A 15,144-nucleotide genomic window follows, 5' to 3' on the forward strand; every position below is an offset into this window, starting at 1 on the left:
GGGCGCGACGGCGGTGCGCCTATGCCGCGGGGGCCGCCGGCAACGCCGTCCGGGGGGCGGGGCGACGCTTGCGCGAAGCCCCCTGGATCAGGGTCGCGATGGCATAGCCCATCGCCCCGACGGCCAACGCGGTGGCCAGCGGCGACGCCCCACCGCGCGCGCGTCCGTTGAGCGGGTCGCCCTGGCTCGCCTGTTCGGCCCGCCTGACACCGGCCCGTCCGCGGGCCAGGCTATCCTGCGCCAGGTGCGTGGCCCGGTCGGCGACGTCGCGGACCGCGTCCTGGGCGCGCGCGAAGATCTCGTCGGCGGCCCCCTCGATGCGGCGTCCGTCGTCGCTGCCGCCGGCCCCGGCATCCGAGGATTGGCCGTGCTCGTGATCGGGTCTGGTCATGGTCGGTTTCCCTGTCCTGGTCGAAGGTCGCCCTGCCGGCACGTGCGATCCGGCAGGGGGTGCGCCCGTCAGACGACGCTGATGAGGTTGTCGACGGCCGTGGTGCCCGGGGAGGCCCAGGCCGCCCCCACCGCCGCGCGGCGCTCCTGCATCGTGCGGACGGTCCCGCCGAGATGGACGGTCCCACCGTCGGCGGTGACGGTCACGGTCTTCGGATCGAACAGCCACGAGCGATCCAGCGCCTCACTGATGTTGTCGCTGACCGCCGAGACGTCGACCTGGGGCCGAACGGTGATGTCGTTGTTCACCGCCACGACGCTGGAGATCTGACGAAGCTCCCGCTCGGCGGCCTTGGACTGGAAGTGTTGGTCGACCTCCCCGGTCAGGGTGATGACGCCCTTCGAGACCTTCACCGAGATGCAGTCCGGCGGCACGGCCACGTTCCAGGCGAGGCGGGCGACGGCCGTCGCCGCGATGTCCGCGTCGGACCGTTTCAGCGCGAACGGCACCGTCACCTCGATCTCCTGGACGATCGCCTGCACGCCCCGGATCCGGCGGGCGGCGGCCTCGGCGGCCATCTTCTCGTCGTAGGTGCCGACCTGGCCGGACAGGGCGACGACCCCGTCCTTGGCCGTCACGCCGATCTCGGAGGAGGTCACCTGGGGATCCCAGATGAGTTCGGCCGTGACGGCGTGCTGGAGGGTTGTGTCGTGGGACATGGTGGTCTCCGTGACGATGCGGGGCGCGGGTGACCCTGAACCCCCGGCGGAGGCTCCTTTGCCGTCCGCGCCGTGAGGGGGTGGCCCGGCATTCGGCGACCCTAAGCAGCCGCACCGGTGACGTCCTTGATCCACCGCAACCGCCGCGACGCCTCGGGGCATCCGGCCGTCATCCCGACCGCCGGCGCGCCGACCGGGTCAGGATCGTCGGCCCGTGCGGCTCAGGCCGCCGGTCTGCCGAGATCCGCGCGGGAGACCCCGGTGTCCTGCCGATCGTGCAGGGCCCGGTAAGCGTTGAACAGGATGCGGGGATCGAACTTGCCCTGGTAGACGGCCGCCGCCGACGAGATAGGCCTTCGGGCCGTGGCGGGGGGCGTCGGCGTGGACCATGCAGTGTCTCGCTGTCCAGAACTTGCCTGCCAGCGCTCGTTCGACGCGCCTGCGCTACGGTGATGCCCGTGGACACGAGAAACCGCGCTCTTCAGGCGCGGTCTTGAGAATATTGGACGAGCTCCCACCGTCTTTGATCCAAGACAAAGACCTCCGTTGCGATGAAATTCATAGATATGTCGCGATGGATGCAGATTTATGAGCCCCATCGGACGAAGGAAATCTCCGATGCGACTGTCCGTTCTGATCCTTTCGGCCGTGTTCGCAGCGGCGATCACCGGGTCCGGTTTCGCTCAGGCCACTCTGCCGGACGATGCCGTGAACAGCGCGAACAATCCCGGCTCGGTGCGGAACGCGGCGCCGGTCCGTGAGCAGGCCCTGGACTGCACCTGCCGCATCACGGCGCCGGGTGCGGACGCCGCGGGCTCGATCCTGCCCGGCGGTTCGAACCGTCAGGCCGATCCGGACGATGTTTCCGACGCCGGTGATGAGACCTTCGCTTGTACCTGCCTCGAAGCCCCTCCGGACACGACCGGGGCCCTGACCGCCCCGAAATCCGACCGCGGCCCCGACGCTGCGGTGCCGGGGGCGGCCGGCATCGGTCCGGTTCCCGCGCGCTGAGAGCGGCCGCCGCCCGTGGCCCGGCACGATGCAGGGAGGACCGGACATGACATTCCCATCCGAGCGCCTGACGCCCATCGAGCGATTCCAGCGCGAGACCTGGGCGGACGATGGCGGGGCCGGCGTGTCGGGCCCGCGCACGGCGAGCCGGGTTCCGCATCCGTCTCCGGACCCCGCGCAAGCCGCAACCGACATGGGTCGCGCCCCGCCGGATCGACCGTCGCGACGGCCCCGCTCAAGCCTTCCCCCGACCGGCCTTCGAGCCTGACCCTTCGAGACCTTCGACGCCCATGCCGAAACGCGCCGGCACCGGCATCCCTGACCACAGACACTGCGGAGACCACCATGTCCAAGGCCATCGGCATCGACCTCGGCACCACCAATTCCTGCGTCGCCGTCCTCGACGGGGCGAAGGCGCAGGTCATCGAGAACGCGGAAGGCGGCAGGACCACGCCGTCGATCGTCGCCTTCACGGAGGGCGGCGAGGTCCTGGTCGGCCAGCCGGCCAAGCGCCAGGGCATCACCAACCCGGAGAACACCATCTCGGCGATCAAGCGCCTGATCGGCCGCCGCTACGACGACCCTCTGACCGAGAAGGACAAGGCCATGGTCGGCTACACGATCGTGCCCGGCCCCAACGGCGACGCCTGGGTCGAGGTGCGGGGCAAGACCTACAGCCCGAGCCAGATCAGCGCCTACATCCTCACCAAGATGAAGGAGACCGCCGAGGCCTTCCTCGGTGAGAAGGTGACCAAGGCGGTCATCACCGTGCCGGCCTATTTCAACGACGCGCAGCGCCAGGCCACCAAGGATGCCGGCCGCATCGCCGGCCTGGAGGTGCTGCGCATGATCAACGAGCCCACGGCGGCCGCTCTGGCCTACGGGCTCGACAAGAAGGGCAGCGGCAGGGTCGGCGTCTACGACCTCGGCGGCGGCACCTTCGACGTCTCGTTCCTGGAGATCGGCGACGGCGTGTTCGAGGTGAAGTCCACCAACGGCGACACCTTCCTGGGCGGCGAGGATTTCGACAATCGCATCGTCGACTATCTCGTCGACGAGTTCCGCAAGGAGAGCGGCATCGACCTGCGCAAGGACCGGCTCGCCCTCCAGCGCCTCAAGGACGCCGTCGAGAAGGCCAAGATCGAGCTGTCCTCGGCCACCCAAACCGAGGTGAACCTGCCCTTCGTCACGGCCGACCAGAACGGGCCCAAGCACCTCGCGATCAAGCTCAGCCGCGCCAAGCTCGAAGCCCTCGTGGCCGACCTGATCGAGCGGACGACGGCGCCGTGCCGGGCGGCGTTCAAGGACGCGAACCTCGACGTGTCGCAGATCGACGAGGTCGTCCTCGTCGGCGGCCAGACCCGGATGCCCAAGGTGCAGGAGACCGTGCAGGCCCTGTTCGGACGCCAGCCGCACAAGGGCGTGAACCCCGACGAGGTCGTGGCCATCGGCGCGGCGATCCAGGCTGGCGTTCTCCAGGGCGACGTCAGCGACGTGCTGCTGCTCGACGTCACCCCGCTCTCCCTCGGCATCGAGACCCTCGGTGGCGTGCTGACCCGGCTGATCGAGCGCAACACCACGATCCCAACGAAGCGGAGCCAGACCTTCTCGACCGCCGCCGACGCCCAGCCGGCGGTGACGATCCGGGTGTTCCAGGGCGAGCGCGAGATGGCGGCCGACAACAAGATGCTCGGCCAGTTCGACCTCGTCGGCATCCCACCCGCGCCCCGGGGCCAGCCGCAGATCGAGGTGACCTTCGACATCGACGCCAACGGCATCGTCAACGTCGCGGCCAAGGACAAGGCCAGCGGGAAGGAACAGACGATCCGGATCGAGGCGTCCGGCGGCCTCGACGAGGCGGCGATCCAGCGGCTCGTGCGCGAGGCCGAGACCCATGCCGGCGCCGACAAGGTGCGCAAGGAGCTGGTCGAGGCCGGCAATCAGGCGGATGTCGCGATCTACACCACCGAGAAGAGCCTGAAGGACGCTGAGGGCCATGTGGCCGCCGATGTGAAGGCCGAGGTCGAGACCGCGGTCACGGCCGCGAAGGCGGCGATCCAAGCCGGCGACCTCGCGCGCATCAGGACTGCGACCGAGCGCTTGACCCAGGCGGCGTCCCGGCTGGGCGAGACCGGGGCCGCACCGAAGGCGCCGTCTTCCGACCCGGAGATCGTCGACGCGGAATTCGAGGAGGCGCCGGGCGGCGACACCCGCCACCGGCCGGCGGCATGACCGGCCCGATCGCGGAGCCCCCAACCGAGGCCATGTCGCCCGCTTCGGAGGCCGCGGATCTCGCGGCCCTCCAGGCCGAGAACGCATCCCTGCAGGATCGCCTGATGCGGGCGCTCGCCGAGTCCGAGAACGTCCGGCGGCGGGGCGAGCGGCGTGTCGAGGAGGCGAAGAAATTCGCCGTCCAGGGTCTCGCGGGCGCGCTTCTTCCGGTCGTCGACAACCTCGGCCGGGCGGTTGCGGCGGCCATGAGCGGCCAGGGCGTCGGTCCGGCGGCCCACGCGTCCCTGCTCGAAGGCGTCGGGGCGACCGAGCGGATGCTGACCGGCACCCTCGAACGCTTCGGCATCCACCGGATCCCGGCCCTCAGGATGCCCTTCGATCCGAAGGCCCATGAGGCGATGCGCGAGATCGAGGATGCGATCCACCCGCCGGGGATCGTCCTCGACGTCATGGAGGACGGCTTCACCCTCCATGACCGGCTCCTCAGACCGGCCCGGGTGAGTGTCGCCAAGGTGCGATCCGGCGGCGGCACGCCGGGCTGACAGGCCTTGGTCAGTCCAGAGATCATCCCGAGCCGGAGGACTCCGCAGTGAGCGACGATCCGTACAAGATCCTCGGCGTGACGCGGGACGTCTCCGAGGCGGGCCTGCGCAAGGCCTATCGCAAGCTCGCCAAGAAGCTGCATCCCGACCTGAACCCGGGCAATGCACAAGCCGAGGCGGCCTTCAAGACGGTCGCGACCGCCTACGATCTGCTGAACGATCCTGCCAAGCGCGCCCAGTTCGACCGTGGCGAGATCGACGCGTCCGGCGCGGAGCGGCCGCGGCAGCCGTATTACCGCGCGCAGGCCGAGCGCGAAGGCGGCCATCCGTATGGCGGCGATGCGGGCTTTGGGGATTTCGACGGCGAGGACATCTTCGCGCAGATGTTCGGTCGCGCTGGCCGCGCCGACTCCAATCGAGCAGGTGCCGACGCCCGGTATCGGCTGGATCTCGATTTCCTGGAGGCGTTCAACGGCGGGACGCGCACGCTGACGCTCCCGGACGGTCCAGCCCTCGACGTCACGATCCCGCCCGGGACGCGGACGGGGCAGACGCTGCGCCTGCGCGGCAAGGGCGAGCCCGGCATCGGAAAAGGGCCGCCCGGCGACGCCCTGATCGCGATCGAGGTCCGTCCCCACCCGGTGTTCAAGCTGGAGGGCGAGGACATCCATGTCGCGCTGCCGCTCTCGCTCCGCGACGCGGTCCTCGGCGGCAGGGTCAGCGTGCCGATGCCGTCCGGTCCGGTTTCCATGACGGTTCCCAAGTGGAGCAACGCCGGCGCCGTGCTCCGCCTGAAGGGCAAGGGCATGGTCCGTAGCGGCGGCGCCCCTGGCGACGCGTACGTCACGCTGCGGCTGACCCTGCCGGCCGAGCCGGATGCGGAACTGCAGGACTTCGTCTCCCGATGGGGGAGCGCGGAGCGTCCCGAGACCCGCCAAAGCGAGGACGCGCGATGATGGAGATGCCTGAGTTCCTGGCCCGCGCCGGGGTCGAGACCGAGGCTCTGCTCGCCTGGGTCGAGACCGGCTGGCTCATCCCCGGAGAGACCGAGGGACACTGGACGTTCCGCGAGATCGACCTCGGCCGGGCGCAACTCATCCAGGACCTGGACCGGGATTTCGGCGTGAACGCCGAAGGGATCGTCCTGATCCTCGACCTCGTCGACCGGATGAGCGGCATGCGGCGGGCGCTCGGTCACCGCGCCGTGGCGATCCGACGAGAACCGGGCCACATCCGGGACCGGATCGCGGACGGGGCCTTGGCGGCGGCGCGCGGGTCCGGCGATGCCCCCGGTCAACCGGAGGGACGAAGCCGGTAACCGGAACGGTCGCGGCCTCGTTCGAGCGATCGGGCGGCGGTCGAGAAGCCGCGCCGTCTCTCCGCGTCAGTGGGCCATCAGCACGGGCATGCCCGCGTTCTCGACGACGTGCCGGGTGACGCCGCCGAGCAGGAATTCGCGCACGCGGCTGTGGGTGTAGGCGCCCAGGGCGAGCATGGAGGCGCCCCGTCGCTCGGCCTCGGCCAGGATCGCGGCGCCGACCGGGGCTCCGTCCTCGATCGCCAGACTGGCGGCCTCGGCCACGACCCCGTGCCAGCTCAGGTACCCGCACAGGTCCGCGGCCCGCGCCTCGTCGGAGCGTTCGGTCCTGGCATGCACGACCGTGACACGCGTGGCCTCGTGCAGCAGGTCGATGGACTGGCCGATCAAGCGCGTCGCCTCCAAGCTGCCGTTCCAGGCGATCACGACATGGTTCAGCAGGTCGTACGGGACGGTCTCGCCGACCATCAGCGTCGGCCGCCCGACCGAGAACAGCGCGGTGTCGAGCGCACGGCCGGTGAAGGGCAGCTTCGGATCGGGCCGGTCGACGATGACCAGGTCGTTGACGCGCCCGGCCAGCGTCAGGAGGGGTTCGACCTCGCCGCTGAGCTCGGCCCAGGTCACGAAGGTGGCGTCGAGGCGCTCGGACTTCCCATTGAACGGCACCTCCGCCCGCGCGCACCACGCCTGCAGAGCCGCCTTGCCGTCGGCCGCCGCCTCGCGCACGCCCTGTTGGACGGCCTCGAGGCTCGCACCGTCGAGGGGGGCGAGGCTCGCGAAGCCGGCGAGCATATGGTCCAGACCGGGCGCGATGAAACGCACGCCGATATGGGCATGGAGGCGCCGGCTGAGACGAAGGGCGGCCTCCAGCCGACGGGTCGGGTCGAGACCCGGGGCGGTCGGGACGAGCAGGCAGCGCAAGAACATCGGAGACTTTCCTCACCTGGCGTGATCGCGGGCTACGTTCGGATGAGGACGGGCTCGAGCCGTGCCCCGTTGTGAGGATCGGCCGGGCGACCCGCCGCGACGCCGGCGGCCCCGTGGTCCGGTTCGGGGCCGCCGATCCCGCGGGCGTCGTTCGTGACGACGGGGCGCTCCGTGACGGCGGTGTGACCCCGCCCTTCCGGCGCAGGCGCGGTGGACCGCAGGGCGCCGCTGCCGGCGGTCGCGCAGGCGAGATCCTGGTCCCGGGATGCCTCCCCGAAGACGCCGACGGCGCCGATCAGGGCGCCGTCCCGTCTCAAGGGCACGCCGCCGCGTTCGTGGAAGGCCGCTGTCCCTTCGGCCTCGACGAAGGAGCTCCAGACGGCCTCCCCGGGCGCGCGCAGGACCTCGCTCGGCTCGCCCGAGAGCGCCGAGGCCACGGCCTTCCCGATGGCCCCGCGCGCGGTCATGCAGCCCGCGCCGTCCATCTTCGCGAAGGCGACGAGGCGGCCCTGGCCGCCGCAGACGGCGACGCTCACGGCGAGCCCGAGGCGACGGGCCTCCGCGATGGCTTGCGCGACGACCGCGCTGGCCTCCGCCAGCGTCAGGGCGCCCTCGGGAGCGGTGGAGACGCCTGCGGTCATGACCCTGCGTCCCGGTTCAGCATCGTGCGCCCCAGCGCCAGCAACTGTCCGTCGGTCGCCGCCGAGAGGTCGACATTCGCGGTCGCCACGACGCGGCCCTGCGTCGCGTGATGGTGCTCGCCGAGGCGGCGCGACAGGACCGACATGGCGCTGCTCTTGCCGGTGCCGTGGCCGACGATGGCGATGCGCGGCGCATCCCGGACCGACGCGACGATCCCGTCGTAGAAGGCCATGTTCTCCGGGGCGCGCTGGCCGGGGTAGGTCCCGCCTTCCTTGTGGGCGAGGTGGTGGATGTAGCCGTGGGGATCGTAGGGCCGAAGCGTGGTCTCGGCCGTCTTGCCCACGGTCTCGGGGTCGAGGCGATAGATCCGCGCCTCGTGATGATCGACCACGATCAGGGCGTCGTTCTCGGCCGCGGCCGGGCCGGGCGCCATCAATTCCGTGGAATGCGCCGACAGGCCGGCCTCCTCCATCAGGTGCCTCAGCCGTTCGACCTCGCGGGGATCCATGTCCTTGTGCGGGGGCTGGGGGAAGGTCCACGCCCGCCCGCCGAGGCTCAGGCTCCAGTTCCCGTCCGGCTTTTCCTCGCTGGTCCCGATCCTGTCGACGAAGGCCACGACCTCCCGCCATTCCAGGTTCTCGCTGGTCGGGTGGTTGAAGATCAGGGCGAGGGTGGTCCGGTCGTGGCCGTGTATCCGGGCGTGCATCATCACGTTGGGGCTCCTGAGGGAGGCCGTACCGGGCCGATCGGCTTGGACCGCCCGGGTAGGTCGCGGTGCGCGGCTGGCTCAGCCCCACCGACCCCTGGCGGGGATCGGTGAGGCCCGGTATCAGACGACGCGGATGTCGTTCTCGACCGTGGTGGCCCCGGGCGCGCCCCAGGCGGTCCATCCGGCCATCTGCCGGTCGTACCAGGTGTCCACCGTCCCGCTCAGATGGACCACGCCGCCCTCGGCGCTGACCGCGATGGTCTTCGGGTCGTACCAGCTCCGGTGCAGGGCCTTGGTGATGTCCGCGCCGATATTCACCGCGCTGGGCCGGGCCTTGATCGCGATCCAGTTGGAGATGCCGACCACGCCGAGCATCCCGCGGATGTCGTGCTGCGCCGCTTCCTTCTGGTACTGCCAGTCGACCGTGCCGGTGAGGGTGACCCAGCCCTTCTCGACCTTGGCCTGGACCGCCCCGTCGGGAATCGAGACGTTCCAGTCCAGGCGCTGCAGCAGGGCGACCGCGATCTCGTCGTCGTTCCGCCTGGCGTGGTCCGGCAGGCGGACCTCGATCTCCTCGGCGACGGCGCGCACGCCCTTGACGCGGCCGGCGGCCCGCTCGGCGGCGTATTTCTCCATGTAGTTCTGGACGTGGCCGGTGAGGGTGACGATGCCGTCCTTGGCGGTGACGCCGATATGCGCGGCGGTGACGCTCGGCTCCCAGCCGAGCTCGGCGATGACGTTGGTCTGCAGGGTCTTGTCCATGGTCATGATGCGGTCCTGGATCGAGGAGGACGGCGCCCCGTCGCCGCTGGGGCTTCGGGGATCGGCTGCGTCCGGTGTGCCGGGACGGTGAGGGGGGCCGTCGCGGCCTCGGTTCGGGCCGTGCGTCCTGGCCGTCCGTCCTGGCCACCGAACCCTAATGACCGGGCGGGCCCCGTCCTTGATCCAACGCAAAGTCCGGGACCGGCCACGCGCCCATGCTGCATCGCGCACCGGGGCGGCCGAACGCGGCCGACGACCCGGGAAGGACGAACCCGCGATGGCAAGATCACTGACGACCACGTTCGCCGCCCTTGGGGCGGTCCTCGTCGGCGCGATGGCTCAGGCGGCCCCCGCCGACGGACCTCAGGCCGGTTCCAGCGGCCCGAACATGCCGCCCGCGCGGGACATCGTGCCGAGCGAGATCCGACCGGAGGATGCCGCCGCGGCGGGAAGCGCCCAAGGACCCGCGGAGACGGGCGCGATATCCCGGTGGCGCGACATCAAGCGGCCGCCGGCCCGGCCGCCGTCCCCGTGAGCGGGCCCGGCCTCCGGCGCGCTGCGACCGAGGGGATCACTGTGCCGACAGCCGGTCGAGGCGGCCCTGATCGATGAGGCGCACGCCGCCCGGCACGATCAGGATGGTGCCGTCCCGGTCGAGGCGGGACAGGGTCCGGCTCACCGTCTCGATGGTCAGGCCGAGATGGTCGGCGATATCGAGGCGGCCCATCGGCAGTTCGAGGGTGACCGCGGACCGCCCGATCCGGACGTAGCGCGCCTGCAGGCCCGTCAGGAAGGTGGCGATCCTCTCCTCCGCGGTGCGCCGCCCGAGCAGCATCATCATGTCCTTGGCCCGGGACAAGTCCTGCCCGGTGATCGCGTGCAGGTGCATCATCAGGCCCGGTTGCCCGCGCAGCAGGTCCATGAAGGCCAGCCGCTCGAAGCGGCAGGCCGTCACCGGGCCGAGGGCGTCGGCGGAGACCGAGAAACGGTCGAGCATGGAGAGCCCGAGGAAGTCCCCGGGGAAGGCGAATCCGGTGACCTGGCGTCGTCCGTCGGGGAGGATGCGGTACAGGCGAAGGGCGCCGGACGTGACGTTGTAGACCGAGGCGGCGGGCTCGTCCTGACCGTACAGGGGCTGCTTCTGGTCGAGGGCGACCCGCCGGCTCAGCGGCTCCAGGGCGTCGCGTTCGGCTAGCGGAAGGGCCGTGGCCGAACTGACGCGACGGAGCGTGCCCACGCCGTCCGGCCGATACGCGGGCGGTCGATACGGATGGATCCCTGGGCTGACCGGCAGTGAATGGGTCGACATGGGCCTGTCCTTCGGGTTCGGTCTGGTCGCATGCTCCGCCGATGACGGCACCGCGGCGCCTCCGCCACCATTCGGTGACCCGCATCCGCTCCGTATCGGGACAACGTGCCTGCGGCGGCGACGAACGGAGTCAAATCCGGCGACCGGACACCCGGATTTGCGCCGTGCCCGGACTGGGGGCCGCGTGATGACGGGATCGATCCCCTGTCTTCACCCGCAGTCAGGGCGTCGCGATGTTGGGCCCCGCCCGACCGGATCGCCCCGGACGGCGGCCACCGGATTTCGGAGACGGCGTATGCGCTAGGCGACGGCCGCCGTGAGCGCGACGTCGAGATGGACCGGGTTGTGGAGCGTGTTCGCCACCGGCGACCACAGCACCGTATGCCTGATGAGCGCGGCCAGCGCCTTTCGCGACGCATCGGCGTCCATCGTCACGGCAACCCGGATGGTCTCGAACCCGATGGTCTTCGGCTGGAGATCGCCGCTGCCCCAGACCGACGTCATGTTGATGTCGGCTTCGACGTTGAGTTCGAGGGACCGGATCGGGATGCCTTGCGCCAGGGCGTTGGCGTGGATGCCGATGGACAGGCACGACCCGAGGGCCGCGAGCAGGGCCTCGGACGCGTTCGGGGCCACGCTCTCGCCGAGCAGTCCCTCGGGCTCGTCCTCCATCACCTGCTGCGGCGGCAGGTTCCGGATGTAGTTGAGCTGGTGCAGCCGCCCCTGTGCCACCGTCCGGCACCGCAGGGTCCGCACGGCGGCCGGGTCCGCCTTGGCCTTCGCCACGACGACGTCGAGCGCGCGTTTGTCGACGGGGGACGGCGCCCGGTTCTCGGGTGCAAGAGGCAGCTTAGCCATATTGAATGCCGTCCCCTGATTGCTTGTCCATGGCGATCGTTCCGTCCGCCGGAAATATTTGATCGATAGGCAACTCTCGAACGGTAGTTTAGACTTATATTCGCGAGAGTCGGCAACCAAATTTGATGAAGGGAAGCTCAAAAATGGCGGGGCGCGGCGGATGCTAGACTGGGATGACCTGAGATTTTTCCTGGCCCTGGCGCGGCACGGCAGCCTGTCGGCGGCCGCCAAGGTGCTGCATGTCTCGCAGTCGACGGTCGGGCGGCGCCTCAACACCCTGGAGGCGACCCTGGCGGTCCGCCTGCTCAACCGCACCCCCGAGGGCTACGTGCCCACGCTGGCCGGCGAGGAGGTGCGCGAGCGGGCGGAGCGTCTGGAGGCGGAGACCCTAGCCCTGGAAAGGGACGTCACCGGGCGCGATACCCGCCTGCGCGGGCTGGTGCGGGTGACCTGCGCCGAGACGATGGCGGCGCACCTGCTGGCGCCGAGCTTCGCCGGGCTCCATGCGCTGCATCCCGATATCATGATCGAGCTCATCCCCAACCCGCGGGAACTGAGCCTGGCGATGCGCGAGGCGGACATCTCCGTCCGCATGCGCCAGCCGGAACAGCACGATCTCGTCGTGCGGCGCATCGGCGGCATCGCCTTCGGTCTCTACGCGGCGCCGGACTATCTCGCGGCGCACGGCGGGCCGGACTTCGACGACGGGTGCCCCGACCACCACCTGATCACGCAGTTGGAGGACAGCCAGGAGATGACGCAGTCGGCCTGGCTGACCGAGATGGCCCCCCGCGCCCAGGTGGTTCTGCAGACGAGCAGCCACGAGGCCGCCGTTCTGGCATCCGCCAATGGCGGCGGGCTGGCCTGCCTGGCGCGGTTCCGCGGCGACGAGGAGTCCCGGCTGATCCGGCTGAATGTCCCGACCGAACCCCCGAGCGCCGACATCCTGCTGCTCGTCCACAAGGACAACCGCGACACGCCGCGGATCCGGGTGGTGCTGAGCCACATCACCGACAGCATCCGCGCGCTCGGCCACAAGCTCCAGCCCCTGATGGCGGACGCCGATGACGTCCGCGCCGTCAACCAATGATGCGGCCCTGGCGGCCATCCGCGGTCCGATCCCGACAGGAGGCCGGATGCGCCGGGACGGACATCAATCGCCATGTATCGACCGATTGCGGGCACTGCCCTTTGATCTGAATCAAAGCTTGCCGCTGATGTTGCAATATTTCAGCATTCGATCGTGCATAGTGAAATATCAAATTTGATTGGCGTATGTATTTGTTCGATACGCTAGCTTGCCGTCGACAGGATCCGTCGGCCCATCCGCCGCCGGGATCGCACCGACGAAGGCGAGCCATCATGAGCCCCAACGAGAAACTGACGCACGACGTGCTGGCCGAGCTGGCCTGGGATCCGAGCGTGACCGAGACGGCCCTCGGGGCGAGCGCGAAGGACGGCATCGTCACGCTGACCGGCGCGGTCACGAGCTTCGCGCAGAAGCACGCCGCCGAGGCCGCCGCCCGCCGCGTGAATGGGGTCAAGGCCATCGCCGGGGAGATCGGGGTGGACCTCCCCTTCGATCATCGCCGCACCGACGCGGACATCGCGGCCGCCGTCGTCAACCGCCTGGACTGGGATGCCGCGATCCTTTCGGACACGATCACGGCGCAGGTCCAGGACGGCTGGGTCACCCTGAACGGGGCCGTGGACTGGAACTTCCAGAAGGACGCCGCGGCTCTCGACGTCCGGTCGCTGCTCGGCGTCGTCGGCCTCTCGAACGGGATCACGATCAAGCCGCGCGCGAACGCCAATCACATCGCCGAAGGGATCCACAGCGCCCTGGGGCGCTCCTGGTTCTTCGATCCCAAGCGCGTCGGAGTCGATGTGGAGGGCGACCGGGTCCGGCTGACGGGCAGCGTCCATACCGAGGGCGAGCGCCGGCTCGCGGCCGTCACGGCCTGGGGCTGCCCGGGCGTCGCCATCGTCGAGAACGACCTCGCCATCCTCTGACGCGCGTCCGCGTCCGTCCCTTCGAGCCGAGGCACCCCCATGCGCGATCTCATCCGCCCCCTGACGCTCGGGGCCTGCGCGGCCCTGATCCTGGCGACACCGTTGCGCGCCGCCGGTGAGCGGGGCGCCGATCCGGCGGCCGCGACCGCCCCGGACGCGGAGGCCCTGCCGGCCCAGGCCTGCCTCGACCATCTCAAGGTCTTCGACGCTCAGATGGAGAAGGACGGGTACTGGCTCGGCGGATCGGGCTACGGCTACGGCTATCCGCTCGGCGGCTATTGGGCGGGCAGCCTGGGGTCCGACGCCGGCATGGCGATGGGCGCCGCCTCCGCGATGATGCGGTACGCGAATGCCCGCCCCGGATACGAGGTCCGGATCCTGTTCGCGGGCGCCGACATCCTGGCGCGCCATGGCAAGCAGCAGCCGTGCGAGGACGTGCTGGTCCAGATCCGGGCGAGCTACGACGCCTATAAGACGGATCTGCAGGGCCGTGACCTCCGGATCGCCAACGCCCTGGGGTTCCGCAAGCAGGAACTCGCCCTCGCCCAGCCGGTCGCGTCCCGGACGCGCGCCTTCCGCTCGGACGACCTGCTCGGCAGCGAGGTGCGCAACCCCGGCAACGTGGCCCTCGGCAGCGTCGACGACATCGTCATGGGCCCCGAGGGCGGCAAGATCGCCTACCTCGTCGTCGCCCGCGGCGGCATCTTCGGCCTGGGCGAGCGCCACGTCGCGGTCCCCTGGGATCAGTTCAAGGTCTCTCCGAACCTGAACATCCTCGTCCTCGACACCAGCAAGGACGGCATGGACCAGGCCCCGCGGATGATCGAGGGCCGCTTCACGACGGCGGAGCCGTTCGCCCGGCAGACCGCGAAGGCGGACGCCTACTGGAGTGCGGCCGCGAAGATCCGGCGGACGGACTGAACCGCGCATCGACCGAAGACCGCCGCCCGCCCCGCCCGACGACACGATTGGACTGTCCCATGCGAACGATCACGATCCTGACGACGACGTTCCTCGTCCTCGCGACGATCCCGGCGGCCCGGGCGCAGACGCCGATGACGCCTCCGGGCAACACGAGCGCGACGATGCGGGAGGCGGGGCGCGAGGCGAGCCAAGCCGCCGACGCGGCCCGTGAGGCGGCCCGGCTGGCGATGCAGGCCTCGAAGGCGGCGGTGACCGATGCCCCGAAGCGATCGGCCGACATGATCGGCAAGCTCGCCACCGACGCCGCCGAGGCGGCCGATCGCGCCGAGACCAAGATCGCCGCGGCCAACAGGGCGGCGGGCAGGGCGGCGAACGCCTCGATGCGGAAGGCCGCGGATGCCGCGCGGACATCCGTGGCGGCGACCCGGCTCGCGGTGCAGACCTCCGAGGCGGCCGCCGGGGCCTCGGTCCGCTCGGACATGGCGGCGATGCGGCGAGCGGCAACGACGGCACGGGCGTCCCTCGTCAAGGCCGCCACGGCCACCGCGAACGCCGCCCGCGCCGCCCGCGCGGCGGCCCGGACCACCTGGGACCGGGACATGGCGCGGGCCCAGATCCGCGGCTGACCACCGCTGGGCCGCGGCTGGATCGGCCCGGCGCGACGGGCTCAAGCGATGGCCGGCGCAGGGTTCGGCGCGAACGGGTCTCGGGCGCGGATCTCCGGCACCCGCTGATCGCCACGAAGGTCTTTCTCGGAGCGGTGTCCAGGTTGGCATCCGAGTTGCGG

Annotated in this window: 17 protein-coding genes; 9 read left to right on the plus strand and 8 right to left on the minus strand. The window is 70.6% G+C overall.

Going from position 1 to position 15,144, the window contains the following annotated elements:
* Positions 1-19: 19 nt before the first annotated feature.
* Together AC3IF3_RS12960 and AC3IF3_RS12965 are read right to left on the minus strand one after the other, a co-directional pair.
* Positions 20-391 (minus strand): hypothetical protein, encoded by a 372-nt coding sequence (locus AC3IF3_RS12960; RefSeq protein ID WP_489216262.1) that lies wholly within the window; start codon positions 389-391, stop codon positions 20-22.
* Between the two features lie 68 nt (positions 392-459).
* The gene (locus tag AC3IF3_RS12965; protein WP_489229083.1) at positions 460-1,110 is read right to left on the minus strand and encodes a BON domain-containing protein; all 651 of its coding nucleotides are present in this window, start codon (positions 1,108-1,110) and stop codon (positions 460-462) included.
* 618 nt (positions 1,111-1,728) lie between these two features.
* Here AC3IF3_RS12965 and AC3IF3_RS12970 point away from each other — a divergent pair.
* The 5 genes from AC3IF3_RS12970 (at position 1,729) to AC3IF3_RS12990 (ending at position 6,213) form a co-directional block, all read left to right on the plus strand.
* Entirely contained in the window at positions 1,729-2,121 is a 393-nt protein-coding gene (locus AC3IF3_RS12970; RefSeq protein WP_489229085.1) for a hypothetical protein, read from the plus strand.
* 345 nt (positions 2,122-2,466) lie between these two features.
* Positions 2,467-4,353, plus strand: coding sequence for a molecular chaperone DnaK (dnaK, locus tag AC3IF3_RS12975; RefSeq protein WP_489229086.1), 1,887 nt, complete (start codon positions 2,467-2,469; stop codon positions 4,351-4,353).
* Between the two features lie 32 nt (positions 4,354-4,385).
* Positions 4,386-4,895: a nucleotide exchange factor GrpE gene (locus AC3IF3_RS12980; RefSeq protein ID WP_489229088.1), complete on the plus strand. Its 510-nt coding sequence runs from the start codon at positions 4,386-4,388 to the stop codon at positions 4,893-4,895.
* 47 nt (positions 4,896-4,942) lie between these two features.
* Entirely contained in the window at positions 4,943-5,851 is a 909-nt protein-coding gene (locus AC3IF3_RS12985) for a DnaJ C-terminal domain-containing protein (RefSeq protein WP_489229089.1), read from the plus strand.
* Entirely contained in the window at positions 5,848-6,213 is a 366-nt protein-coding gene (locus AC3IF3_RS12990; RefSeq protein ID WP_489229091.1) for a chaperone modulator CbpM, read from the plus strand. The genes AC3IF3_RS12985 and AC3IF3_RS12990 overlap by 4 nt, the downstream gene beginning before the upstream one ends.
* Before the next feature lie 66 nt (positions 6,214-6,279).
* Here the strand turns inward: AC3IF3_RS12990 and AC3IF3_RS12995 are convergent, their stop codons facing one another.
* From AC3IF3_RS12995 to AC3IF3_RS13020, 6 genes are all read right to left on the minus strand, one after another.
* The gene (locus AC3IF3_RS12995; RefSeq protein ID WP_243971793.1) at positions 6,280-7,140 is read right to left on the minus strand and encodes a universal stress protein; all 861 of its coding nucleotides are present in this window, start codon (positions 7,138-7,140) and stop codon (positions 6,280-6,282) included.
* A gap of 32 nt (positions 7,141-7,172) precedes the next feature.
* Positions 7,173-7,781: a GlcG/HbpS family heme-binding protein gene (locus AC3IF3_RS13000; RefSeq protein WP_489229093.1), complete on the minus strand. Its 609-nt coding sequence runs from the start codon at positions 7,779-7,781 to the stop codon at positions 7,173-7,175.
* Positions 7,778-8,494 (minus strand): hypothetical protein, encoded by a 717-nt coding sequence (locus tag AC3IF3_RS13005; RefSeq protein WP_489229095.1) that lies wholly within the window; start codon positions 8,492-8,494, stop codon positions 7,778-7,780. Before AC3IF3_RS13005 ends, AC3IF3_RS13000 begins: the two co-directional genes overlap by 4 nt.
* Positions 8,495-8,611: 117 nt before the next feature.
* Positions 8,612-9,259 (minus strand): BON domain-containing protein, encoded by a 648-nt coding sequence (locus AC3IF3_RS13010; RefSeq protein WP_243971787.1) that lies wholly within the window; start codon positions 9,257-9,259, stop codon positions 8,612-8,614.
* Between the two features lie 565 nt (positions 9,260-9,824).
* Positions 9,825-10,562: a cyclic nucleotide-binding domain-containing protein gene (locus AC3IF3_RS13015; RefSeq protein WP_489229097.1), complete on the minus strand. Its 738-nt coding sequence runs from the start codon at positions 10,560-10,562 to the stop codon at positions 9,825-9,827.
* A gap of 300 nt (positions 10,563-10,862) precedes the next feature.
* Complete coding sequence (locus AC3IF3_RS13020) at positions 10,863-11,420, minus strand: OsmC family protein (RefSeq protein ID WP_243971783.1); 558 nt, start codon at positions 11,418-11,420, stop codon at positions 10,863-10,865.
* 160 nt (positions 11,421-11,580) lie between these two features.
* Between AC3IF3_RS13020 and AC3IF3_RS13025 the strand changes: the two genes are divergently transcribed.
* The 4 genes from AC3IF3_RS13025 to AC3IF3_RS13040 all read left to right on the plus strand — a co-directional run bounded on the left by AC3IF3_RS13025 (position 11,581) and on the right by AC3IF3_RS13040 (position 14,983).
* Positions 11,581-12,510, plus strand: coding sequence for a LysR family transcriptional regulator (locus AC3IF3_RS13025; protein WP_489229098.1), 930 nt, complete (start codon positions 11,581-11,583; stop codon positions 12,508-12,510).
* A 272-nt stretch (positions 12,511-12,782) separates the two neighbouring features.
* Positions 12,783-13,433, plus strand: a complete 651-nt coding sequence (locus tag AC3IF3_RS13030; protein ID WP_489229099.1) for a BON domain-containing protein — start codon at positions 12,783-12,785, stop codon at positions 13,431-13,433.
* A 39-nt stretch (positions 13,434-13,472) separates the two neighbouring features.
* Positions 13,473-14,354 carry a PRC-barrel domain-containing protein gene (locus AC3IF3_RS13035; RefSeq protein ID WP_489229101.1) on the plus strand — a complete coding sequence of 294 codons (882 nt, stop codon included), beginning with the start codon at positions 13,473-13,475 and terminating at the stop codon, positions 14,352-14,354.
* Positions 14,355-14,413: 59 nt separating this feature from the next.
* Positions 14,414-14,983, plus strand: coding sequence for a hypothetical protein (locus tag AC3IF3_RS13040; protein ID WP_243971776.1), 570 nt, complete (start codon positions 14,414-14,416; stop codon positions 14,981-14,983).
* The last annotated feature ends 161 nt before the right edge of the window (positions 14,984-15,144 follow it).

The organism is Methylobacterium sp. J-118 (genome assembly GCF_057836565.1).

Excerpts from the sequence above, each read along its gene's own strand:
- AC3IF3_RS12960 (WP_489216262.1), bottom strand. The coding sequence starts at position 391 with ATGACCAGACCCGATCACGAGCACGGCCAATCCTCGGATGCCGGGGCC.
- AC3IF3_RS12965 (WP_489229083.1), bottom strand. The coding sequence starts at position 1,110 with ATGTCCCACGACACAACCCTCCAGCACGCCGTCACGGCCGAACTCATC.
- AC3IF3_RS12970 (WP_489229085.1), top strand. The coding sequence starts at position 1,729 with ATGCGACTGTCCGTTCTGATCCTTTCGGCCGTGTTCGCAGCGGCGATC.
- dnaK (WP_489229086.1), top strand. The coding sequence starts at position 2,467 with ATGTCCAAGGCCATCGGCATCGACCTCGGCACCACCAATTCCTGCGTC.
- AC3IF3_RS12980 (WP_489229088.1), top strand. The coding sequence starts at position 4,386 with ATGTCGCCCGCTTCGGAGGCCGCGGATCTCGCGGCCCTCCAGGCCGAG.
- AC3IF3_RS12990 (WP_489229091.1), top strand. The coding sequence starts at position 5,848 with ATGATGGAGATGCCTGAGTTCCTGGCCCGCGCCGGGGTCGAGACCGAG.
- AC3IF3_RS12995 (WP_243971793.1), bottom strand. The coding sequence starts at position 7,140 with ATGTTCTTGCGCTGCCTGCTCGTCCCGACCGCCCCGGGTCTCGACCCG.
- AC3IF3_RS13000 (WP_489229093.1), bottom strand. The coding sequence starts at position 7,781 with ATGACCGCAGGCGTCTCCACCGCTCCCGAGGGCGCCCTGACGCTGGCG.
- AC3IF3_RS13010 (WP_243971787.1), bottom strand. The coding sequence starts at position 9,259 with ATGACCATGGACAAGACCCTGCAGACCAACGTCATCGCCGAGCTCGGC.
- AC3IF3_RS13015 (WP_489229097.1), bottom strand. The coding sequence starts at position 10,562 with ATGTCGACCCATTCACTGCCGGTCAGCCCAGGGATCCATCCGTATCGA.
- AC3IF3_RS13020 (WP_243971783.1), bottom strand. The coding sequence starts at position 11,420 with ATGGCTAAGCTGCCTCTTGCACCCGAGAACCGGGCGCCGTCCCCCGTC.
- AC3IF3_RS13025 (WP_489229098.1), top strand. The coding sequence starts at position 11,581 with ATGCTAGACTGGGATGACCTGAGATTTTTCCTGGCCCTGGCGCGGCAC.
- AC3IF3_RS13030 (WP_489229099.1), top strand. The coding sequence starts at position 12,783 with ATGAGCCCCAACGAGAAACTGACGCACGACGTGCTGGCCGAGCTGGCC.
- AC3IF3_RS13035 (WP_489229101.1), top strand. The coding sequence starts at position 13,473 with ATGCGCGATCTCATCCGCCCCCTGACGCTCGGGGCCTGCGCGGCCCTG.
- AC3IF3_RS13040 (WP_243971776.1), top strand. The coding sequence starts at position 14,414 with ATGCGAACGATCACGATCCTGACGACGACGTTCCTCGTCCTCGCGACG.